The organism is Corynebacterium freneyi, from assembly GCF_030408835.1.
Taxonomy (GTDB): Bacteria; Actinomycetota; Actinomycetes; order Mycobacteriales; family Mycobacteriaceae; genus Corynebacterium; species Corynebacterium freneyi.
This window is the reverse complement of sequence record NZ_CP047357.1, coordinates 693,008-714,509: the sequence shown is the minus strand read 5'-3', so window position 1 is coordinate 714,509 and position 21,502 is coordinate 693,008. Positions and strand designations below refer to the sequence as shown.

Genomic DNA, 21,502 nt, shown 5'->3' with positions numbered 1-21,502 from the left:
GCTTTCAGTGCCCGATGTGGGGGTTGACGTCGGTGATGGCGGGCCCGAGGAAGCGGGTGGCGAGCTTCTGGAACATCTCGGGGTCGCCGGTGGATTCGAAGACGCGGGTGGGCGGCGGGTCGGTGGCGGGGTCGGCGAGCAGGTCGAGCGTGGTCAGGGTCCGCAGCACGTCCTTGGCGGTTTCTTCGGCGGAGGAGACGAGGGTGACGTCGTCGCCCATGGCCAGCTGCACGATGCCGGACAGGAGGGGGTAGTGGGTGCAGCCGAGGACGAGGGTGTCGACGCCGTCGGCCTGCAGGGGCGCCAGGTAGCCCTCGGCCAGCCCGAGGATCTGCCTCCCGGAGGTGATGCCGCGTTCGACGAAGTCGACGAATCGGGGGCAGTCGGTGGCGGAGACCTCGACGCCGGGCACGGCGTCGAAGAGGTCCTGGTAGGCGCGGGAGCGGATGGTGGCGGTGGTGCCGATGACGCCGACGCGGCCGTTGCGGGTGGCGGAGACCGCGCGGCGCACTGCGGGCAGGATCACTTCGATGACGGGGATGGGGTATCGCTCGCGGGCGTCGCGGAGGAAGGCGGCGGAGGCTGTGTTGCAGGCGATGACGATCATCTTGCAGCCGCGCTCGACGAGGTCGTCGGCGATGGCTTCGGAGTGCCGTCGCACGTCGGCGATGCGCAGGGGGCCGTAGGGGCCGTTGGCGGTGTCTCCGACGTAGATCATGGATTCGTGGGGCAGCTGGTCGACGATGGCGCGTGCGACGGTGAGTCCGCCGACGCCGGAGTCGAAGACGCCGATCGGCGCGGTGCGGTCGACTTCGAGTTGGCCGTCGTCCATGTCGTTGCCCTCCCCCGGTGCCCGGGTCGTGGTGGTTGTTTCCGTAGCGGTCGCGGTTGGCGTCGCGGTCGCCGCTTCTTCGGCGTGTTCGTGCTTTGCGACGCTCATCGGGTCGCCCTTCCGCGCTTGAGTTTGGCGGCTGCGATGATGCCGCCGATGGCGCCGAAGAGGTGCATTTGCCAGCTCACGCCGACTTCGGTGGGCAGCATTCCCCACAGCAGGCCGGAGTAGCCGAAGCCGAGGATCATGCCCAGCAGGATCTGGCCCGGCGAACGGTTGTAGAAGCCGCGGACGATGAGGAACGCCAGCCATCCGTAGACCAGCCCGGATGCGCCGATGTGTGCGGTGCCGACGCCGCCGATGAACCACGTGGCCACGCCGGACACCACCATGACGATGGCCGTGACCTGCCACCACAGCCGTTTCGACGTGAACGCGATGAGCGCGGCGAACAGCGCGGCCGGAACGGAGTTGGCCATGAGGTGCTGCAGGTCGTGGTGGAGGAACGGCGCGAAGAGGATGCCCCACAACCCGTGGGTGTCCAGGGGCCGCAGCCCGAGCAGGTCGTTGAGGCCGCCGCGGAAGAAGATCTCGTTGACGAAGAACGTCACCCACGTCACGACGGTGAACGCGATGCCCGTGCCCAGCGCCGGGCCGAGACCGCCGTCGGACGTCTTCGGCGCCACCGCACCGGGATGGCGCCTAACGGGTGCGGAGGCGGGCCGCGGTTCCCACGATCCGGGCTGCATGGTCACTGGGGTCGGGTCCTCTCGGGTCGGTCGTCGGAACCATCGGAGACGCCGGAGATACCGGAGACACCGATGAGGTCGCCGAACGACGGCACTCCGGCGCGCGACCGCGCGGAAACCACGGCGTCGACGATGGCGTGCTCGACGGCGTCGGCGGCCGCGGCGGCGAGCAGGGCCAGAGTCTCGGGGCCCACGGGCGTCTTCTCCTCCGCCGTGTCTGCCCTGCTGAACGTTCCCGTCGCCAAGCAGAACAGGGTGTCGCCGTCCATGGGCAGGTGGGCGGGGCGGATGGCGCGGGCCATGCCGTCGTGGCCGGCCATCGCCAACCGCTGCGCCTGGTCCTGCGTCAATGCCGCGTCGGTGACGATGCAGCCGATGGTCGTGTTGAGCGACCCGGCCCCGTCGTCGGCGGCCACCGGCACCTTCGTCAGGCCGACGAACTTCTCGCCCAGTGCGGCCAACGCTTCATCCGGGATGGCACCGCGGCCGGGATCCGACCACAGCCGCCCGTCGGGCCCGGCGACCGCGCCCATCGGGTTGGCCACGACGATGGCGGCCACCGTCGCACCATCGGCGAGCGTCACCGACGCCTGGCCGACGCCGCCCTTGAGCGCACCGGCCATCGCCCCCGTGCCCGCGCCGACGCACCCGGACTCGACGCCCGAATCATCGCCGGGCTCGCCGGGGTCACCGGAGTCGCCGTCGGCCAGGGCAGCATCCAGCGCCTTCCTCCCCAACTCCGCATCGGGCACGTCGCGCCGGCCGAGCAGCAGGTCGAAGATGACGGCGGCCGGCACGATGGGCACGCGGACGTCTGGAAACTCGTCGGTGACGGGGAACCCGTGGCCGCGGTCGGCCAGGCCCCTCATCACCCCGTCCGCCGCGGCAAGGCCAAACGCCGACCCGCCCGACAACACCACCGCATGGGCCTGCCGCACCGTGTTGCGCGGCTCCAGCAGATCGGTCTCCCGCGTCCCCGGGCCACCGCCCCGCACGTCCACCGCCGCCACCGCACCCTCCGGGCACGCCACCACCGTCACGCCGGTGTCCGCGGCGGACGCGTGACCGACGGAAACGCCCGGCAGACGCGACGGCGAGGCGGCCGGCCCCGTCGTCAAGCGACCCCCGAACGACGCCGACGCCACGTCGACACCGCCGCCCGTCATTCCCGCATCAACTCCTGCACCAACGACTCCTGGTTGTAGCTGAGCCACTGGTACATCGCGTCGGTCTCCTCCGCCTTGACGATCGGACCGTCATGGCCCTCCAACGTCGCATGCAGGTACAGGCGCAGGCTGTTGATCGCCGCGATCCACTGATTCGCCTGCTCCTCCGTCAACGACACGTGGCCGTTGTCCGCCGGCTCCAACGCCTCGATGATCGACCGCAGATCCGTCAACTTGTCCTTGACGATGTCCGACTCGTGCAGCTGGCGCATCAGCTGGTTCTCGCCCTCCACCGACTCGTCGCCCTCCGCGGCGAAATCCGGCAGCAGCCGCGCCAACCGCGGATCCTCCGGCGCCTCCGCATGCCCCGACGGCATGCCCGTCAGCTCCGACAGCTCATCCTTCGGCGCCGACTGCGCCCGCGCGATCAACGCATCGGCGACGGTGGCGGACAGCTCCCCCAGCAACGCCCGCTCCGCCGGCTCCAGGACCGTGACATACCGGGCGCCGCCTCGCAGCATCCCCCGCTTCCTCTTCCAGGGGCGCATGGGTTCTCTCCTCTAATCAGCTTGCTGCATCGTGGCCCACAGGCCCGCCTTGTGCAGCTTCTTCACGTCCGACTCCACCTTGTCGCGCTCACCCGACGACACGACGGCCTTGCCCTCGTTGTGCACCTTCAGCATCAGCTCGTGGGCCTTCTTGCGATCCATGCCGAACAGCATCTGGAACACGTAGGTCACGTAACTCATCGAGTTGACCGGGTCGTCCCACACGATGCACTGCCATGGCCGGTTCGACTCGGTCACGGTCTCGGCGTCGATGACGCCCATCGGGGTGGCGGCTGGCATGGTCATGCGCCCAAGGATAACGACCCCGGCGATCGCGTGCACCGGGCCACCCCGGCCGCGCCGCCGACTAGACTCGGCCAGGTGACGAATCCGACGCCCCACACCACCGACTCGACCGCCCTGCTGACGGACAAGTACGAGCTGACGATGCTCCAGGCGTCGCTTCGCGACGGCACCGCCGACCGACGATGCGCCTTCGAGGTGTTCGGGCGCCGCCTGCCCAACGAGCGCCGCTACGGCGTCGTCGCCGGCACCGCCCGCGTGCTCGACGCCATCTCGCGGTTCCGGTTCACCGAGGACCAGCTGGCCACGCTGGACTTCCTCGACGACGCGACGGTGGATTACCTGCGCAACTTCCGCTTCACCGGCGACATCGACGGCTACCGCGAAGGCGAGCTGTACTTCCCGGCCTCCCCGATCCTCACCGTGCGCGGCACCTTCGCCGAATGCGTGATCCTGGAGACGGTGATCCTGTCGATCCTCAACTCCGACTCCGCCGTCGCGTCGGCCGCGGCCCGCATGGTCACCGCCGCCGGCGGCCGTCCGATCATCGAGATGGGGTCGCGCCGCACCCACGAGGACGCCGCCGTCACCGCCGCCCGCGCCTCCTACCTGGCCGGATTCACCGCCACGTCGAACCTGGAGGCCGCCGCCCGCTACGGCATCCCGGCGTCGGGCACCTCCGCCCACTCGTGGACGCTGCTGCACACCAACGCCGACGGCACGCCGGACGAGGCGGGCGCCTTCCGCGCCCAGGTGGAGACCCTCGGCCTGGACACCACACTGCTGGTGGACACCTACGACATCACCGTCGGCGTCGCCACCGCCATCGAGGTCGCCGGCCCGGAGCTCGGCGCCGTGCGCATCGACTCCGGCGACCTGGGCGTGCTGGCCCGACAGGTCCGCCAGCAGCTCGACGGCCTGGGCGCCCACAACACCCAGATCGTCGTGTCCTCCGACCTCGACGAGTTCGCCATCGCCGCGCTGCGCGCCGAGCCGGTCGACGTCTACGGCGTCGGCACGTCGGTGGTCACCGGCTCGGGGGCGCCCACGGCGGGTCTGGTCTACAAGCTCGTGGAAGTCGACGGGGTGCCCGTCGCAAAGCGATCCCGCGACAAGCGGAGCCACGGCGGCGCGAAGGCGGCCATCCGCGCCTGCCGCCGGTCCGGCACCGCCGTGGAGGAAATCGCGTACCCGCTGGGCGCCGACGCCCCCGACACCGGCACGCTCGACGCGGTGGAGCTGACCATCCCCATGATGCGCGGCGGCGAGCTGTGCGACGGCCTGCCGACCCTCGAAGAAAGCCGCGACCACCTGGCGCGGGCCCTGATCTCCCTGCCGTGGGAGGGACTGGCGCTGTCGCGCGACGAGCCGGTCATTCACGTGCGTTTCGCCGGTGTCTGATCGCGTCGAGGAGCTGCTCGCCCACGCCGTCGCCGCTCTCGGCGGCGCGGAACGCACCGGCCAGGTGGCCATGGCCCGCGCGGTGCACGGGGCGATGGAGTCCGGCCGCCACCTGGCGGTGCAGGCTGGCACCGGCACCGGCAAGTCGCTGGCGTACCTCGTTCCGGCGATCGTGCGGGCGATGGAGGACGACCAGGCGGTCATCGTGTCGACGGCGACCATCGCGCTGCAGCGGCAGCTCGTCGAGCGCGACCTGCCGCGGTTGGCCGACGCCCTGGAGCCGCACCTGGATCGGCGGCCGACGTTTTCCATTCTCAAGGGCCGCAACAATTACCTGTGCCGCAACAAGGTGGCGGAAGTCCCGCTCGACCCCGACGACGGCATCGGCGACACGGGGGCGCTGATCGATTCGTCGACGCTGTCGAAGACGGCGGCGCAGGTGCTCATGCTGCGCGAGTGGGCCGACGACACCGAGGACGGCGACCGCGATTCCCTCGACCGGGGCGTGTCCGACATGGCGTGGCGGCAGGTGTCGGTGACCTCCCGCGAGTGCGTGGGGGCGGCGAAGTGCCCGATGGGCGACACGTGTTTCGCGGAGGCCGCCAAGGCCCGCGCCGCCGACGTCGACGTGGTGGTGACCAACCATGCGCTGCTGGCCATCGACGCGCTGTCGGATGGGCTGATCCTGCCGCAGCACGAGTGCGTCGTCGTCGACGAGGCCCATGAGCTCGACGCCCGCATCACGTCCGTGGCCACCGACGAGCTCACCTCCACCGGCGTGACGTTGACCGCCAAGCGCGCGAAGAACGCCGGGGCCGTCGAGGAGGCCGGGGATCTGGAGGATGCGGCGAGCATGCTGCAGGAGGCCCTTGTTTCGCTTGGCCACGACGGGGTCGGCCGGTGGGAGGAGATTCCCCCGGACGTCGGCGTGCCGTTGACCGCCCTGCGGGATGCCCTGTGGCGGGCGCAGACGGCGCTGGCCACGAGTCAGGAGGGCGACGCCACCGAGCGGCAGACCGTCCGCGCGGCGTTGGAGAACATGCACGACGCGGCGGTGCGGATCCTCGCCCTCGACGACGCCGACGTGGTGTGGCTGACCGACCGGCGGGCGCTGTGCGTGGCGCCGTTGACGGTGTCGGATCTGCTGCGCGATCGGTTGTTCGGCGAGAACACCGTGGTGCTGACGTCGGCGACGTTGGCGTTGGGCGGCAAGTTCGATGCGATGGCCGCGGCGTGGGGGCTGCCCCGGGGCGAGTGGGACGGCATGGACGTGGGCACGCCGTTCGACCCGGCGAAGTCCGGCATCCTCTACGTCGCCCGCCACCTGCCCAAGCCGGGGCGCGACGGCACCGACCCGAAGGTGATGGACGAGTTGGCGTCGCTGATCACCGCCGCCGGCGGGCGCACCCTCGGCCTGTTTTCGTCACGTCGTGGGGCGGAGGCGGCGGCCGAGGAGATGCGCCGGCGTCTGCCCTTCGAGGTGCTGTGCCAGGGCGACGACGCGATCGGCAACCTGGTGGAGCAGTTCACCGCCAACGAGAACTCGTGTCTGTTCGGCACCCTGTCGCTGTGGCAGGGCGTCGACGTCCCCGGCCCGTCGCTGTCGCTGGTGGTCATCGACCGCATCCCCTTCCCCCGCCCCGACGATCCCCTGCTGTCGGCGCGGTCGGACGCGGCGAACCGGGCGGGGCGCAGCGGATTCATGGAGGTCTCCGCCACCCACGCCGCGTTGCTCATGGCGCAGGGTGCGGGTCGGCTGCTCCGGTCGGTCGACGACCGCGGCGTCGTCGCCGTGCTCGATCCCCGGCTGGCCACCCAGCGCTACGGTTCCTGGATCGCCGCGTCGATGCCGCCGTTCTGGCGGACCACCGACGGCGCCGTCGCCCGCAGCGCCCTGGAACGGCTGGTGGCGCAGAGGTACGGGGGCTAGGTTCGGTAACGCCCGCCGGTGACCGCCACCGTCGCCGCTCCGGGGGCGATTTCGGTGAATCCGGCATCGCGGACCACGACGGCCACGTCACCTCCGGTCGGCAGCTGCGCCCGCGGCACCTCGCGGACGCGCAGCGGGAATCCGGCGCGGGCCCATTCCCACGCGGCCCCGACGTCCATGACGCCGGCCAGCAGCATCGACCCGTGCCCGACCTGCGCCGCGGCCTTGCCCACGGTCATCCCCAGGTCCGCGTCGACCCAGATGGTCGGCACCCCGTCGTCCCCGGCTTCCCGGGCGGGACTATCCGGCTTCGGCAGGTCCGTGCCGCCGATCTGGAGCTTTGCGACGACCACGTCCTCGCCTCCCACTGGCCCCGGCGTCAACGCCCGCGCCGACGCACCGCCAACCGACGCCGTGACACCCGGCAGATCCTGCACGCGGTCCCACTGGACGTTGCGGGCGCGGCGGGCGATCTTGCGGATCCTCGCGCCGTACCACTGCCCCAGTGCGCGGGCATAGGGCGACTCGGCGTCGCCGGCACGGTCATCCAGGCAACACGCCACGACCGCCGTCGCCGCGGCCTCCAACAGCTCCGTCCGGTCCGGACGATCCGGCTTCGGAATGTTGAGGATGATCGGCATCGACCACGGCACATCCTCCCCCGGATCCTCCCGCATCGGCCGGGGCAGCACCCCATGCGTGCGAACGAACCAACCGGGAACGCCGCACGACCCGGTGGCCGGATCGTCGTAAAGCAAACTCACTGCTCGAGCGGAACCCGGCTGAAGATGCCGTCCTCGCGATCGGCGTGATCGATCTCGTCGCGGGAGATGCCGAGAATGAACAGCACCTCATCCAGGAACGGAGTGTTCACCGACGTATCGGCGACCTCCTTCAGCGCCGGCTTGGCGTTGAACGCGATGCCCAGGCCCGCCACCGACAACATGTCGATGTCGTTGGCCCCGTCGCCCACCGCGACCGTCTGGTGCATCTGCAGCCCCGACTCCTCCGCGAAACGGCGCAGACTCCGGGCCTTTTCCTCCCGGTCGATGACGTCACCGATAACGCGACCCGTGAGCTTCCCGTCGACGATCTCCAGCGTATTGGCCCGGTAGAAGTCCAGCCCCAGCTCCTTCGCCAACGGCTCCAGGATCTGAATGAACCCGCCCGACACCGCACCGGCCTTGTAGCCCAGGCGCTTGAGCGTGCGGATCGTCGTGCGCGCACCCGGCGTCAACACGATCGAGTCCGACACCTCCTGCAACACCGACTCCGGCAACCCCTCCAACGCCTTGACGCGCTCATGCAGCGACTCGGCGAAATCCAGCTCGCCGCGCATCGCCCGCTCCGTCACCGCCGCGACCTCCGCCTCACGGCCGGCGTGCGCCGCCAACATCTCGATGACTTCGCCCGTGATGAGCGTCGAATCCACGTCGAAGCAAATCAGCCGTTTCGAACGACGCTGCAGGCCGTCGCGCTCGATGGCGATGTCGATGTTCTGGGTCAACGCCAACTCCGCCAGCGCCTTGCGCACCGGCACGCCGGCACCCGGCTTCGGATCCGGCAACGACACCTTCAACTCCAGGCCCGTCACCGGGTAATCCGCGATGCCGCGGATCGAGTCGATGTTCGCGCCGTAATCCGCCAGGGTCTGGCCGATGCGGGCGATATCCGTCGCCTCGAGCGGATTGCCCAACACGACCACCGCATGCGACGACGCGTGGCGAGTCGACTCCGCCCCCTCCGACGACACCTCCACGGTCATGCCGTGACCCTTCAGCGTCTCGGTCAGGCCGGCCGCCATCACGTCCAGACGGTCCTCCTTCACGCCGACGAGCGCACCGAGCGACAGCCGCGACCGGAACAGCGACTGCTCCACGTCGAGCAACTGGGCGCCGTGCGCGGCCAACACCCGGAAAAAGGAAGCGGAGACGCCGGGACGGTCCGGGCCGGTGGCGGTGACCACCGCGGGGACGAGCCCCTCCGGCAGGGTCACCGTCTCCAGCGACGGGTCGACGGCATCGGGGGCTGCGGGGACATCAACCTTGTTCTGCACCCCGCGATTATCCCATGACGGCGTCGCCGCCTCGACTCCGGGGCCGGTGAAAGGGGGTTTTCGGGTACGACGAAGGCCCCCGCCGGGAGGAACCAGCGGGGGCCTTTCTTCGTGCCGCGTAGTCTAGTGCAGCTTGATCACCTTAGAGCTGACGGCCGACGTGAGCCTCGGCACGCATGCGCTCGACCATGTGCGGGTAGTGCAGCTCGAACGCGGGGCGCTCGGAGCGGATGCGCGGCATGGAGGTGAAGTTGTGGCGCGGCGGCGGGCAGGAGGTGGCCCACTCGAGGGAGTTGCCGTAGCCCCACGGGTCGTCGACGGTGACGACCTCGCCGTAACGCCAGGACTTGAAGACGTTCCAGATGAACGGCAGGACCGAGACGCCCAGGATGGCGGCGCCGACCGTGGAGATCATGTTCAGCGTGGTGAAGCCGTCCGACTCCAGGTAGTCCGCGTAGCGGCGGGGCATGCCCTCGTTGCCCAGCCAGTGCTGGACCAAGAAGGTCAGGTTGAAGCCGACGAAGGTCAGCCAGAAGTGGATGTGGCCCAGCTTCTCGTCCAGCATGCGGCCGGTCATCTTCGGGAACCAGAAGTACACGCCCGAGTAGGAGGCGAACACCAGGGTGCCGAACAGGGTGTAGTGGAAGTGCGCCACCACGAAGTAGGTGTCCGAGATGTGGAAGTCCAGCGGCGGGGAGGCCAGCATGATGCCGGTCAGACCACCGAACAGGAAGGTCACGATGAAGCCGAGGGCGAAGGTCATCGGGGTCTCGAAGGTCATGTGACCGCGCCACATGGTGCCCAGCCAGTTGAAGAACTTCACGCCGGTCGGAACCGAAATCAGGAACGTCATGAACGAGAAGAACGGCAGCAGGACCGCGCCGGTCACGAACATGTGGTGCGCCCAGACGGCCATGGACAGACCGGCGATGGACAGGGTGGCGAAGACCATGCCCGAGTAGCCGAACAGCGGCTTACGGGAGAACACCGGGATGACCTCGGTGATGATGCCGACGAACGGCAGCAGCAGAACGTAGACCTCGGGGTGGCCGAAGAACCAGAACAGGTGCTGCCACATGATGGCGCCGCCGTTGGCCGGGTCGTAGATGTTGCCGCCCAGCTTGCGGTCGTACATGACGCCGAGGGCGGCGGCGGTCAGGATCGGGAAGATCAGCAGGGCCAGGATCGAGGTCACCAGGATGTTCCAGGTGAAGATCGGCATGCGGAACATGGTCATGCCCGGCGCACGGAGGCACAGGACGGTGGTGGTCATGTTGATGGCGGAGGCGATGGTGCCCACGCCGCCGACGCCGACGCCGACGATCCACAGGTCAGAGCCGACGCCCGGGGAGTGGATGGAGTCCGACAGCGGGGAGTACATGGTCCAACCGAAGTCGGCCGCACCGCCCGGGGTCAGGAAGCCCGACAGCATCAGGATGCCGCCGATGGTGGTCAGCCAGAAGCCGAAGGCGTTCAGACGCGGGAAGGCCACGTCCGGCGCGCCGATCTGCAGCGGCAGGATGTAGTTGGCGAAGCCCCAGACGATCGGGGTACCGAACAGCAGCAGCATCACCGTGCCGTGCATGGTGAAGAGCTGGTTGAACTGCTCATTGGACAGGAACTGAAGGCCCGGCTGGAACAGCTCGGCGCGGATGAGCAGAGCCATGAGACCGCCCACGAAGAAGAAGGAGAAGCTCATGATGATGTACATGATGCCCAGCTTCTTGTGGTCGGTCGTGGTCAGCATCTCCCACGCCCAGCTGCCCTTACGCTCGTGCCCGAACGGCTCAGGCCGTTCTGCCGCGGCCACTTCGTGGCCGGGGCGAGGCGCTACTGCAGTCATTCTTCCTCCTGACTACGCGACTTCCCCATGGACTCACAGGGTCGTCAAAGATTTGTTGCTGCCTAGATGTTAGAGGAGGTGGACACGATTACGCGAGTCCACCTCGCGGTACCTGGCCGAGTCTAACCCCGACCTGTGAAAATGTTAAGGCCCGTCATGGGGAGGGGGGTATGACCCCCGTCTTATCCGGGACGCGGAAAATTCTGAGAATTCTCTTAAGCAGCGGCGATGCGTCGAAAAGATGTGATTCCACCGCCGCCGGCCCCCGGCTCCCCCGCACCACCCCCGACCAAAGTTCCCGGTGAGAGACGGTTCGCGCCGTTTGCGCAAGGCGCCGGCGACGACGATCCCGGCGCCCCATCGGAACGCCGGGATCGTCGTCACGCACGAGCCGAAAACACCGGAACTAGAAGTCCCAGTCCTCGTCCTCGGTGCTCTCCGCCTTGCCCATCACGTAGGACGAGCCGGAGCCCGAGAAGAAGTCGTGGTTCTCGTCGGCGTTGGGGCTCAGCGCCGACAGGATCGCCGGAGACACCTTGCACTCGTCGGCCGGGAAAATGCCCTCGTAGCCCAGATTGTTCAGCGCCTTGTTGGCGTTGTAGCGCAGGAACCGCTTGACGTCCTCGGTCCAGCCGAGCTCGTCGTACATGTCCTCCGTGTACTGGATCTCGTTGTCGTACAGATCCAGCAGCAGATCGAAGGTGTAGTCCTTCAGCTCCTCGCGCCGTTCCTCGGACAGACGCTCCAGGTTCTTCTGGTACTTGTACCCGATGTAGTAGCCGTGGACGGCCTCGTCGCGGATGATCAACCGGATGATGTCGGCCGTGTTCGTCAGCTTCGCATGCGCCGACCAGTACATGGGCAGGTAGAAGCCCGAGTAGAAGAGGAAGGACTCCAGGATCACGGAGGCCACCTTCTTCTTCTGCGGATCATCGCCCTCGTAGTAGTCGAGGATGATCTTCGCCTTGCGCTGCAGGTGCTCGTTCTCCTCCGCCCACCGGAAGGCGTCGTTGATCTCCGGCGTCGACGCCAGCGTCTGGAAGATCGACGAGTAGGACTTCGCGTGCACCGACTCCATGAACGCGATGTTGGTGTACACCGCCTCCTCGTGCGCCGTCAGCGCATCCGGCAGCAGCGACACCGCACCCACGGTGCCCTGGATGGTGTCCAGCATGGTCAGGCCGGTGAACACGCGCATGGTCGTGCGCTGCTCCAGCTCGTTGAGCGTGTTCCAGCTCTTGATGTCGTTGGACAGCGGCACCTTCTCCGGAAGCCAGAAGTTTCCGGTCAGCCGATCCCAGACCTCGAGGTCCTTGTCATCCGGGATGGTGTTCCAGTCGATCGCGGCCACCGGGCATTCCCGGGCCTCGAGGTTCTTCTCGCGGTGCGCCGGCGTCGACGGCGGGCAATCGGAACGATTCACGGTCATGTAATTCCTCCTGGTTCTCCCGGCAGTCTAGCCGCGAGATTCGATATGGGCGAACCGGTCACGGTCCGTAAAACCCCCTGGTCAGAATGCACGCGCCCGTCGTCGGCACGCCCCCCTCCCCGGGCACCCGGCGACGCCGAAAGCGGGCGCCCGGAAACCCCGGATGCCCGCCGGCGGCGACGCGGCGCGACTACAGCATGCAGCTCACGCAGCCCTGAACCTCGGTGCCCTCGAGGGCCACCTGGCGCAGGCGGATGTAGTAGATGGTCTTGATGCCCTTGCGCCACGCGTAGATCTGCGCACGGTTGATGTCGCGCGTGGTGGCGGTGTCCTTGAAGAACAGCGTCAACGACAGGCCCTGGTCGACGTGCTGGGTCGCCGCGGCGTAGGTGTCGATGATCTTCTCGTAGCCGACCTCGTAGGCGTCCTGGAAGTACTCCAGGTTGTCGTTGTCCATGTGCGGCGCCGGGTAGTAGACGCGGCCGATCTTGCCTTCCTTGCGGATCTCGATCTTCGACGCGATCGGGTGGATCGACGACGTCGAGTTGTTGATGTAGGAGATCGACCCCGTCGGCGGCACCGCCTGCAGGTTGCGGTTGAACAGACCGTGCTCCTGGATGGAGGCCTTCAGCTCGCGCCAATCGTCCTGCGTCGGGATGCTGATCTCCGACTCGTCGAAAAGCTCCTGCACGCGGGCCGTCGCCGGCTTCCACTCGGCGTCGATGTACTTGTCGAAGAACTCGCCGGTGGCGTACTTCGAATCCTCGAAACCGCCGAACTTCACGCCGCGCTCGATGGCGATCTTGTTCGACGCCTTCAGCGCCTCGAACAGCACGCAGTAGAAGTAGATGTTCGTGAAGTCGATGCCCTCCTCGGACCCGTAGTGGATCCGCTCGCGGCCGAGGTAGCCGTGCAGGTTCATCTGGCCCAGGCCGATGGCGTGCGACTTCTCGTTGCCCTTGCGGATCGACGGCACCGAGTCGATGGACGTCTGCTCCGACACGGCGGTCAGACCGCGGATGGCGGTCTCGACGGTCGCCGAGAAGTCCGGCGAGTCCATGGCCATGGCGATGTTCATCGAGCCGAGGTTGCAGGAGATGTCCTCGCCGACCTCGTCGTAGGACAGGTCCTCGTGGTACGTCGACGGGGTGGACACCTGCAGGATCTCGGAGCACAGGTTCGAGTGGGTGATGCGGCCGGCGATGGGGTTCGCGGCGTTGACCGTGTCCTCGAACATGATGTACGGGTAGCCGGACTCGAACTGGATCTCGGCCAGCGTCTGGAAGAACGCGCGGGCGTTGAGCTTGGTCTTGCGGATCCGCGGGTCCTCGACCATGTCGTCGTAGTTTTCGGAGATGTTCACGTCGGCGAACGCCCTGCCGTAGACGCGCTCGACGTCGTACGGGCTGAACAGGTACATGTCGTCGTTGCGCTTGGCCAGCTCGAAGGTGATGTCCGGGATGACGACGCCGAGCGACAGCGACTTGATGCGGATCTTCTCGTCGGCGTTCTCGCGCTTGGTGTCGAGGAAACGCATGATGTCCGGGTGGTGCGCGTGCAGGTAGACGGCGCCGGCGCCCTGGCGGGCACCCAGCTGGTTGGCGTAGGAGAACGAGTCCTCCAGCAGCTTCATCACGGGGATGACGCCGGACGACTGGTTCTCGATGTGCTTGATCGGCGCGCCCTGCTCGCGCAGGTTGCTCAGCAGCAGCGCCACGCCGCCGCCGCGCTTGGACAGCTGCAGCGAGGAGTTGATGGCGCGGCCGATGGACTCCATGTTGTCCTCGATGCGCAGCAGGAAGCAGCTCACCGGCTCGCCGCGCTGGGCCTTGCCGGAGTTGAGGAACGTCGGAGTCGCCGGCTGGAAGCGGCCGGTGATGATCTCGTCGACGAGGTTGCGGGCGAGGTCGAGGTCGCCGGCGGCCAGGGTGAGGGCCACCATGCAGACGCGGTCTTCGTAGCGCTCGAGGTAGCGCTTTCCGTCGAAGGTCTTCAGGGTGTACGAGGTGTAGTACTTGTAGGCGCCCAGGAAGGTCTTGAAGCGGAACTTGTGGGCGTAGGCCTGCTTGAACAGGGCCTTGACGTCCTCGAACTCGTACTTGTCCAGCACGACCGGGTCGTAGTACTTGTTCTCGACCAGGTAGTCCAGCTTCTCCTTCAGGTTGTGGAAGAAGACCGTGTTCTGGTTGACGTGCTGCAGGAAGTACTGGCGCGCGGCGTCGCGGTCCTTGTCGAACTGGATCTTGCCGTCGTCGTCGTACAGGTTGAGCAGGGCGTTGAGAGCGTGGAAATCCAGCTCGTCCTTGCCGATCGGCTCCGCCACGGTCTTCCCCATTTCAGCCACTGTGTTAGCTCCCTTTTCCTTGTCCGGGCTCGCGCCGACGCTTTGTTCGCGTCCGGCGGTGCTTGCGTGTGTGTGTGCTTTGCGACGAACCGCGTGGTCGTCGTCCCTGAAGTTCTTGTCGGCAGCCTCCCCGCCGCTTTTCTTTCCCCTCCTCTATATATGGGGAACGCGGCGGGTGCATGGTCCGGCGTCGGTCAGGAGGCCGCGCGATGCTGGAAAAAGTCCGCCAGCCCGGATCGTACGATTCTCACGTCTTCGTCGGTGCCCATCAGCTCGAACCGGTAGACGTAGGGCACCTTGCATTTCTCGGCGACGATTTCGCCGGCCAGTCCGTAGTCGATGCCGAAGTTGGTGTTTCCGGCCGAGATCACTCCCCTGATGAACGAGCGGTTGTGCTCGTTGTTGAGGAACCGGATCACCTGCGGCGGAACCGGCCGGGATTTGTCGCCCGTCAGGGTCGACCCGCCGCCGTAGGTGGGGACGATGAGGACGTAGGGTTCGTCGACCAGCAGCTCCGGTTCACTGCGGTGAATGGGGATCCGTGCGTTCGGGATGCCCAGCTTCTGCACGAACTTGTGCGTGTTGCCCGTGGCCGACGAGAAATAGACGATGAACAACGGCTTACGCCACCCTTCAACGAAAGGCCGTGGCCTTCCCGCGTCGCCGAAGCGGCGGTGACGGAGAATTCCACGGCTGGAATGGGACCCGCGGTCTTACGCGGCCTGGAGGGCCCTGATGCGGTCGGGGCGGAAGCCCGACCAAGTCTCGGAACCCGTGTCGACGACCGGGGCCTGAAGGTGTCCGAGCGCCATGACGTAGTCGCGGGCGTCGTCGTCGAGGGTGATGTCCACGACGTCGTAGGAGATGCCGGCCTTGTCCAGGGCACGGGTGGTGGCGCGGCACTGCACGCAGGCGGGCTTGCTGTAGACGGTGACCATGTCTCGCACGTTCCTTCAGTCAGTTCGAGGAGTTCGGGACCGGCGAGACCTTCGGCCACTCCGGTCGGCGCCTTGTGCGGCGCAACACCAGAAACACTACACTTGGGGTTACCAAAAGGCCAGCGATACTACATGTAGTAGTTACAAGCGAGGAATTCCCAGGACGTGAATTTCCCCGCCACTACATGTGGGGCGAGATCGCCTCACAACCTTGTGATTTAGTGGTCACATCCCTGAAATTCCCCGAAAATCGTCGAAAAGCAACTATCGGAGCCCCACGGCAACGGCTATCAACCGACCCCGCACATGCCCCGCGAACGAACCCGGAGGCACCCCCGACGAAGCCCCAACGAAGCCGGGAAAAGAAAACCGCGCCGCATGGATCGACGATCCATGCGGCGCGGCGACAAGCCTGCGGCTCTTAACCCTGGCGGGCCTTGAAGCGCGGCTCCTTCTTGTTGATCACGTAAACCTTGCCACGACGGCGCACGACCTGGGCGCCCGGCTTGTTCTTCAGCGACCGAAGGGACTTGCGGACCTTCATTCGGGCGCTCCTTTCTTCTCGGCTCCTGAGGGCGGTGGCGGGCCGCGCCACGCCTGCGTTAACGCGGCGGAAGATGCGACAACCCGGTGACGCCGATCAACGGCGCCACGACACGAACGGCCATGTTACCCAACGGCCCCCGCAACCACAAAACTCCCCCACCGGGCCCACGGCTCACCCGCGTCGCCCGGATCCGGCGGCGCGCAGCTCGGCGCCGACCTCCGCCAGGGAACGGCCGGTGGTTTCCGGCACCATCTTCCACGTGAACGCCAACGCCATCGCGCCGGTGACCGCGAAGAAAAGGAACGACCACGACCCTCCCCACGCCTCGACCATGGGCAGGAAGGACTGGGCGACGAACCAGTTCGCGGCCCACAGCGCCAGGCCCGCCAACCCCATGCCCGCACCGCGGACTTCCGCCGGGACGATCTCGGATATGAGCAGCCACGTGGCCACCGACACCGCCGCCTGCTGGAACGCGATGAACACGGTCATCAGGCCAAGAGCCGCCATGGCACCGCCCCGCGAATCCGCGGCCATCGCATAGACCGGGGCCAGCGTCGTCAACGACGCCGCGCAGCCGGTCAGGCCGATGATGAGCATCCTCCGCCGGCCGATGCGGTCGATGATGCTCATGCCCACCGCACAGGCGATGACCGACACCGTGCCGATGAGGATCGACGTGTACACCGAGTTCTCCGCCGACAGGCCGACCTTGTTCATCATCGTCGGGGCGAAGTACATGATCGCGTTGGCGCCCGTGACCTGCTGCGTGACGCCGATGCACATCGCGATGATCACCGCACGGCGAATCCACGGCACCTTCAACGCCGCCCGCTCCGCCGCCCGCTGCTCCTCGCTCATCGACCCTTCCGCGATCTCGACGTCGGAAAGCTCCGCCTGCGGGCCGTGCATGTCACGCAAAACCTCCAGCGCACGCTCGCGCTTGTCGCGGCGCAACAGGTAAGCCGGAGTATCCGGCAACAGCAGCATGCCGACGAGCAGCACCACCGCCGGCACCGCCCCCAGGCCCAGCATCCACCGCCACGACCCCGACTCCGCCAACGCCGAGTTGGTGAGGAACGCGACGAGCTGACCGATGACGATCATCAGCGAATTGAGGCTGACCAGCCGGCCGCGAATGTGCGGCGGCGACATCTCGGAGATGTACATGGGCACCACGATCGACACCCCGCCGATGCACACGCCCAGCAGCGTGCGCGCCGCGCCGAGCTCGAACGCCGACCCCGCCGCCGCGCACCACAGGCTGCCGACGATGAAACCGACCGCACCGATGAGCACCGTCGCCCGACGGCCGATCGCGTCGGCGACCCGGCCACCCGTGAAGGCGCCGAGGGCCGCGCCGACCAACAGCATCGCGGTGACCGTCGACTCCTGCGCCGCCGTCAACTCGAAGGACCGCTGAATGAACAGCAGCGCCCCGGAAATGACTCCGGTGTCGTAGCCGAAGAGAAGGCCGCCGAGGGCCGCGATCACCGCGACGGCGATGGCGCGGCCGGAGCCGTGGGAGGTTCGTGCATCGTTCACGTCGGCAATCATGCCACCCCACGTGCGCGGACGACGCGCCGACGTGCCCGCTGACACCGACGTACCCTGGGGCCATGAACACCCCGACGGACGGCCTCCGCGAACGCATCATCGCCGAATTGCACGTCTCCCCCGACATCGACCCCGCCGCCGAAGTCGAGGCGCGCGTGAATTTCCTGGTCGACTACCTCGCCGCCACCGGCGCCCGCGGATACGTCCTCGGCATCTCCGGCGGGCAGGATTCGACCCTGGCCGGCAAGCTCGCCCAGATGGCGGTGGAGCGGGTGCGCGCCGAAACAGCCGACGCCGATGGCACGGCGACCCCGGTGTTCATCGCGGTGCGGCTGCCCCACGGTGTCCAGTCCGACGAAGACGACGCCCAGACCGCGCTGCGTTTCATCGCCCCCGACGAGTCGGTGACCGTGGACATCGAACCGGCGACCGCCGCGATGAACATCGCGGTGTCGGAGGCGCTGCACATCGGCGGTCTCGGCGACTTCAACAAAGGAAACGTCAAGGCCCGGCAGCGCATGATCGCCCAGTACGCCATCGCCGGCGAGCGCGGCCTGCTGGTTGTGGGCACCGACCATGCGGCGGAATCCGTCACCGGTTTCTACACCAAGCATGGCGACGGTGGCGTGGACCTCGTGCCGTTGGAGGGGCTGACCAAGGGCCAGGGAGCGCGACTGCTCGAACATCTCGGCGCCCCGGAGTCGACGTGGACGAAGGTGCCCACCGCCGACCTGGAAGAAGACCGCCCCTCGCTTCCCGACGAGGTCGCCCTCGGCGTCACCTACGCGGCGATCGACGCCTACCTGGAGGGCCGCGACGTCTCCGACGCGGATGCGGCGCGCATCGAGCACCTGTGGCGCATCAGCCGCCACAAGAGGACCGTTCCCCCGGGCCCCTCGCAGGCCTGGTGGCGCCGCTAGTTCTCCGGCGCGAACGCGTCGGCGCCGGCGGCCCACACCGGGTCGGCCGTGTGCCCGGAATCCTGGACCAGTTCCGCGGTGACCAGGCCATGGGCGAAGGCCCACAGCGCCAGGCCGCGGGCCTCGTCGCCCGTCACCAGGGTGAACGGCTCGCGGATCCAGCGGTCCAATTCGGTCGGCTCGACCATGTTCACCACGCGGGTGCGGCTGATCAGCCGGTACCCGTGCGGATCCGCCGACGCGGCCCGGCGGTAGGCCTTCAACAGCGACCGGGGGCACGGGTCCTCGGCCACGGCGGCATGCAACGCCCCGCCGAGGTTGCGGAGGGTCTCGTCGAGAAGCAGCCGGTACAGCTCGTCCTTGCCCGTGATGTGCTTGTACAGCGACGGGGCCTTCACGTCGAGCCGGGCCGCGAGACGGCGCATGCTGACATTGCGCCAGCCGGACTCGCGCAGCATCGTCCGCGCCTCGTCCAAGATGTGCTGGACGCGCGGAGAATGCTGGCCGGGAGCGGCGATGGTGCTCTCGTGCTCGCGTGCCTCGGACATGGGAGCATCACCCTCCGGACTGTTTATGATGCTGGTCACAAATCGGAGGGTAGCCCCGAAAACGGCCATGCGGGCCGATTTCGGCGAAACCGGCCCGGCGACCGAGACGCTAGTAGCGCTCGGGCTCGTCGCCCAGGTGGAACTTGCGGCCGGAGATGTCCTCCGGCGTGACCACCACGTAGTTGTACTTCAGGGTCGGCAGCCACGGCTTCAGCGGCAGCTCGTCGGCCTTCTCGATGTCGGAGGTCGACGTCAACGCACGGGCACTGCCCTTGACGATGACGGACCAGGCCTCCTGGGCTTCGGCGTCGACATGGTCGGCCTCGAACAGCACGTCATCGTTCAGGGTGAGGGAGAACAGCTTCGAACCCTCCGCAGTGCGGAAGTAGATGTTGCCCTCGTGGACGACGTAGTTCAGCGGGAACAGATCCATGTCGTCCTTGCGACGGACGACCAGACGGCCGAAGGTCTTGGTCGACAGCAGCTCGAGGGACTCCTCGTCGGACAGCTTCCGGATCACGTCATTGTTTTCGCTCATGACGCCCATTGTTCCACCAACCGGACTTTCCCGCAGACCCACCCCCGAACACCGTTGCGCAGCGGGATCCGCCCGCATAAGATCCCACGGGTGGGGGCACGGGTTCCAGCCCCCGGCAAAAAGCGCACGAAAAAAGGCGGGGCCGCATCCGTCGATCCCGGATGCGGCCCCGCCGTCATGGTGGAGCTAAGGGGACTCGAACCCCTGACCCCCACACTGCCAGTGTGGTGCGCTACCAGCTGCGCCATAGCCCCGTATCAAATTGTGTTTCCGCGGTCACCCCGCAGCCACAGGAAAACGGAGAACCGCTTTCCAGTGGAGCTAAGGGGACTCGAACCCCTGACCCCCACACTGCCAGTGTGGTGCGCTACCAGCTGCGCCATAGCCCCGTATTCACGCTCGAAGCGTCTTCCTCCGCAGGGCACCTTCCGGCGCTCGCTTCGGACTCCCTGTAAATTACACGGCCACCCGGGGAATACCCAAATCCCCAGGTGGCCGTCGTATCCCCCGCACGAACAAAGCACCGTGCGAGAGGCGTGCGCTAGGCCTTGCCGGCCTCGAGCGCGAGGTTGACCCAATCGCCCAGACCGCCCGCTTGGGCGTTTTCCAGGATGTCCTTGCCGTCGACGATGACGTGGGGCGAGGACACCGAACCGATGATGCCCTCCAGCCGCTTGCCGTTGGCGTCGCCGACCTTGACCGCGTCGGCGAGATCCAGGCCGTTGCGCACGTCGTCGACCAGGTCGGACGGCGCGTCCATCATCTTGAGTCGCTCGGCCAGCTGCTCATCGTCCCACGACGCCGCCTCCTGGATGTCCGACATCAGCAGGGTGTGGACGTTCCAGTAGAGACGGGCGTCGCCGGTCTGCGCGATGCGCTGCATCAGAGCGAGGGACCGGGTGGAGTGGCCCTCGTTGCCCCGATCGAGGAAGTTCAGCGTCCGGTACTCGACGACGAGCTCGCCGTCGTTGAGCGCCTGCAGCTCATCGTCGTGGCCACCTTGAGCCATCTCGGCGCAGTAGGAGCAGGAGTAGTCTTCGTAGACCTCGGCGACCACGGCGTCATCGGCCGCGTCGTCGGAGGCGAGCCGGACGACGTCGCCGTCGTACTGCACCGTAAAAGACACGTCCTCGTCCGGCAGGCCCTCGATCGGCTGGTTGCGCCCCATGTACAGGACGACGCCGATGACCACGGCGACGATGGCGATGAGGGCGATGATGCCGACGATGAAGCCGGAGCCCTTCTCATTCGGATTCTTGATTTTCTGGCTCACGGATCACACGATAGCGGGCACGGTCGCGCAGGTCACCCCGTCACGCACCATGTCCGGCAGTGTTTCCGGACACGTCAACGTCCGCGATCCCCGACTTAGGGGCGCACCGCGAACCGCTCGAACGGCCGCCACGCGGTCCAGGCGGCCATCGCCAGGAACACCAGGTCGCGGCCGATCGACGTCAGGTAGGAGGCCGGGCCGGCGTCGGCGTCGTACCCTCCCCCGCCGAAGCACCCGCAGTCGATGCTCAGCCCCCGCGCCCACGCGGACCCGACGCCGACGATGAAGCCGGCCAGGATGATCGCCGACGCCACGGCCGCCCACCGCAGGAACACGCCGATCAGCAGCATCAACCCCAGGATCAGCTCCACCGCCGGCAAGGCGACGGCGAGGAAGTCGATCATCCCGCCGGGCAACAGCTCGTAGGCGGCGATCGCCTGACGGCTGTCGAGCGGGTTGAGCAACTTCACCGTCCCGGACCACAGCCAGACGGCGGCGAGCCCGAAGCGGGCGATGGCGCTGATCGCGGCGTTCATCCCGGCTGCGCCTAGGACCCCAGGACCTGGGACACGACGTCCTG

The 21,502-nt window shown here is 67.6% G+C and carries 21 protein-coding genes and 2 tRNA genes; 3 read left to right on the top strand and 20 right to left on the bottom strand.

Translation table 11 applies throughout. The features are described 5' to 3' along the window. Positions 1 to 4 precede the first annotated feature (4 nt). The 5 genes from murI to clpS form a co-directional block, all read right to left on the bottom strand. The gene (murI, locus tag CFREN_RS03255) at positions 5 to 832 is read right to left on the bottom strand and encodes a glutamate racemase (RefSeq protein WP_070523401.1); all 828 of its coding nucleotides are present in this window, start codon (positions 830 to 832) and stop codon (positions 5 to 7) included. A gap of 104 nt (positions 833 to 936) precedes the next feature. Next, positions 937 to 1,518, bottom strand: coding sequence for a rhomboid family intramembrane serine protease (locus CFREN_RS03250; RefSeq protein WP_246580170.1), 582 nt, complete (start codon positions 1,516 to 1,518; stop codon positions 937 to 939). 65 nt (positions 1,519 to 1,583) lie between these two features. Next, positions 1,584 to 2,747 carry a P1 family peptidase gene (locus CFREN_RS03245; protein WP_209653873.1) on the bottom strand — a complete coding sequence of 388 codons (1,164 nt, stop codon included), beginning with the start codon at positions 2,745 to 2,747 and terminating at the stop codon, positions 1,584 to 1,586. After that, positions 2,744 to 3,295: a DUF2017 domain-containing protein gene (locus CFREN_RS03240; RefSeq protein ID WP_035120170.1), complete on the bottom strand. Its 552-nt coding sequence runs from the start codon at positions 3,293 to 3,295 to the stop codon at positions 2,744 to 2,746. The genes CFREN_RS03245 and CFREN_RS03240 overlap by 4 nt, the downstream gene beginning before the upstream one ends. A gap of 12 nt (positions 3,296 to 3,307) precedes the next feature. After that, a complete protein-coding gene (clpS, locus tag CFREN_RS03235) occupies positions 3,308 to 3,601 on the bottom strand; it encodes an ATP-dependent Clp protease adapter ClpS (RefSeq protein WP_035120168.1) in 294 nt (97 codons plus the stop codon). A gap of 75 nt (positions 3,602 to 3,676) precedes the next feature. Here clpS and CFREN_RS03230 point away from each other — a divergent pair, with 75 nt between their 5' ends. Then, positions 3,677 to 4,999 (top strand): nicotinate phosphoribosyltransferase, encoded by a 1,323-nt coding sequence (locus CFREN_RS03230; RefSeq protein ID WP_070523372.1) that lies wholly within the window; start codon positions 3,677 to 3,679, stop codon positions 4,997 to 4,999. Next, positions 4,992 to 6,929, top strand: coding sequence for an ATP-dependent DNA helicase (locus tag CFREN_RS03225; protein ID WP_246580169.1), 1,938 nt, complete (start codon positions 4,992 to 4,994; stop codon positions 6,927 to 6,929). The genes CFREN_RS03230 and CFREN_RS03225 overlap by 8 nt, the downstream gene beginning before the upstream one ends. On the opposite strand, the gene CFREN_RS03220 is transcribed toward CFREN_RS03225, so the two are convergent. The 9 genes from CFREN_RS03220 to CFREN_RS03180 form a co-directional block, all read right to left on the bottom strand. Continuing rightward, entirely contained in the window at positions 6,926 to 7,693 is a 768-nt protein-coding gene (locus tag CFREN_RS03220) for a peptidyl-tRNA hydrolase (protein WP_290252455.1), read from the bottom strand. The two genes, CFREN_RS03225 and CFREN_RS03220, sit on opposite strands and share 4 nt — an antisense overlap. After that, on the bottom strand, positions 7,690 to 8,985 hold the full coding sequence (gene serB / locus CFREN_RS03215) for a phosphoserine phosphatase SerB (protein ID WP_209653876.1): 1,296 nt from the start codon (positions 8,983 to 8,985) through the stop codon (positions 7,690 to 7,692). The genes CFREN_RS03220 and serB overlap by 4 nt, the downstream gene beginning before the upstream one ends. Before the next feature lie 142 nt (positions 8,986 to 9,127). Continuing rightward, positions 9,128 to 10,828: an aa3-type cytochrome oxidase subunit I gene (gene ctaD / locus CFREN_RS03210; protein ID WP_209653878.1), complete on the bottom strand. Its 1,701-nt coding sequence runs from the start codon at positions 10,826 to 10,828 to the stop codon at positions 9,128 to 9,130. A gap of 406 nt (positions 10,829 to 11,234) precedes the next feature. Beyond that, positions 11,235 to 12,257, bottom strand: coding sequence for a class 1b ribonucleoside-diphosphate reductase subunit beta (gene nrdF, locus CFREN_RS03205; RefSeq protein ID WP_070523360.1), 1,023 nt, complete (start codon positions 12,255 to 12,257; stop codon positions 11,235 to 11,237). A 190-nt stretch (positions 12,258 to 12,447) separates the two neighbouring features. After that, a complete protein-coding gene (gene nrdE, locus CFREN_RS03200) occupies positions 12,448 to 14,592 on the bottom strand; it encodes a class 1b ribonucleoside-diphosphate reductase subunit alpha (protein WP_070523358.1) in 2,145 nt (714 codons plus the stop codon). A 203-nt stretch (positions 14,593 to 14,795) separates the two neighbouring features. Next, positions 14,796 to 15,218, bottom strand: coding sequence for a class Ib ribonucleoside-diphosphate reductase assembly flavoprotein NrdI (gene nrdI, locus CFREN_RS03195; RefSeq protein WP_070523355.1), 423 nt, complete (start codon positions 15,216 to 15,218; stop codon positions 14,796 to 14,798). A gap of 96 nt (positions 15,219 to 15,314) precedes the next feature. Continuing rightward, positions 15,315 to 15,539: a glutaredoxin-like protein NrdH gene (nrdH, locus tag CFREN_RS03190; protein ID WP_035120137.1), complete on the bottom strand. Its 225-nt coding sequence runs from the start codon at positions 15,537 to 15,539 to the stop codon at positions 15,315 to 15,317. 421 nt (positions 15,540 to 15,960) lie between these two features. After that, positions 15,961 to 16,083 (bottom strand): type B 50S ribosomal protein L36, encoded by a 123-nt coding sequence (ykgO, locus tag CFREN_RS03185; protein WP_005511141.1) that lies wholly within the window; start codon positions 16,081 to 16,083, stop codon positions 15,961 to 15,963. A gap of 174 nt (positions 16,084 to 16,257) precedes the next feature. Further along, positions 16,258 to 17,631 carry a sugar porter family MFS transporter gene (locus tag CFREN_RS03180; protein WP_246580168.1) on the bottom strand — a complete coding sequence of 458 codons (1,374 nt, stop codon included), beginning with the start codon at positions 17,629 to 17,631 and terminating at the stop codon, positions 16,258 to 16,260. Between the two features lie 74 nt (positions 17,632 to 17,705). Between CFREN_RS03180 and nadE the strand changes: the two genes are divergently transcribed. Then, positions 17,706 to 18,563 carry an NAD(+) synthase gene (gene nadE, locus CFREN_RS03175; protein ID WP_209653889.1) on the top strand — a complete coding sequence of 286 codons (858 nt, stop codon included), beginning with the start codon at positions 17,706 to 17,708 and terminating at the stop codon, positions 18,561 to 18,563. On the opposite strand, the gene CFREN_RS03170 is transcribed toward nadE, so the two are convergent. The 6 genes from CFREN_RS03170 to CFREN_RS03145 all read right to left on the bottom strand — a co-directional run bounded on the left by CFREN_RS03170 (position 18,560) and on the right by CFREN_RS03145 (position 21,458). Further along, the gene (locus CFREN_RS03170; protein ID WP_209653891.1) at positions 18,560 to 19,111 is read right to left on the bottom strand and encodes a TetR/AcrR family transcriptional regulator; all 552 of its coding nucleotides are present in this window, start codon (positions 19,109 to 19,111) and stop codon (positions 18,560 to 18,562) included. The two genes, nadE and CFREN_RS03170, sit on opposite strands and share 4 nt — an antisense overlap. Before the next feature lie 109 nt (positions 19,112 to 19,220). Next, positions 19,221 to 19,649, bottom strand: coding sequence for a pyridoxamine 5'-phosphate oxidase family protein (locus CFREN_RS03165; protein ID WP_035123912.1), 429 nt, complete (start codon positions 19,647 to 19,649; stop codon positions 19,221 to 19,223). Between the two features lie 178 nt (positions 19,650 to 19,827). After that, positions 19,828 to 19,903: transfer RNA gene (locus tag CFREN_RS03160), tRNA-Ala, on the bottom strand. A gap of 62 nt (positions 19,904 to 19,965) precedes the next feature. Continuing rightward, positions 19,966 to 20,038, bottom strand: a tRNA-Ala gene (locus CFREN_RS03155). Between the two features lie 152 nt (positions 20,039 to 20,190). Then, entirely contained in the window at positions 20,191 to 20,922 is a 732-nt protein-coding gene (locus CFREN_RS03150; RefSeq protein WP_209653893.1) for a DsbA family protein, read from the bottom strand. Positions 20,923 to 21,017: 95 nt separating this feature from the next. Beyond that, entirely contained in the window at positions 21,018 to 21,458 is a 441-nt protein-coding gene (locus tag CFREN_RS03145) for a MauE/DoxX family redox-associated membrane protein (protein WP_209653895.1), read from the bottom strand. Between the last annotated feature and the right edge of the window lie 44 nt (positions 21,459 to 21,502).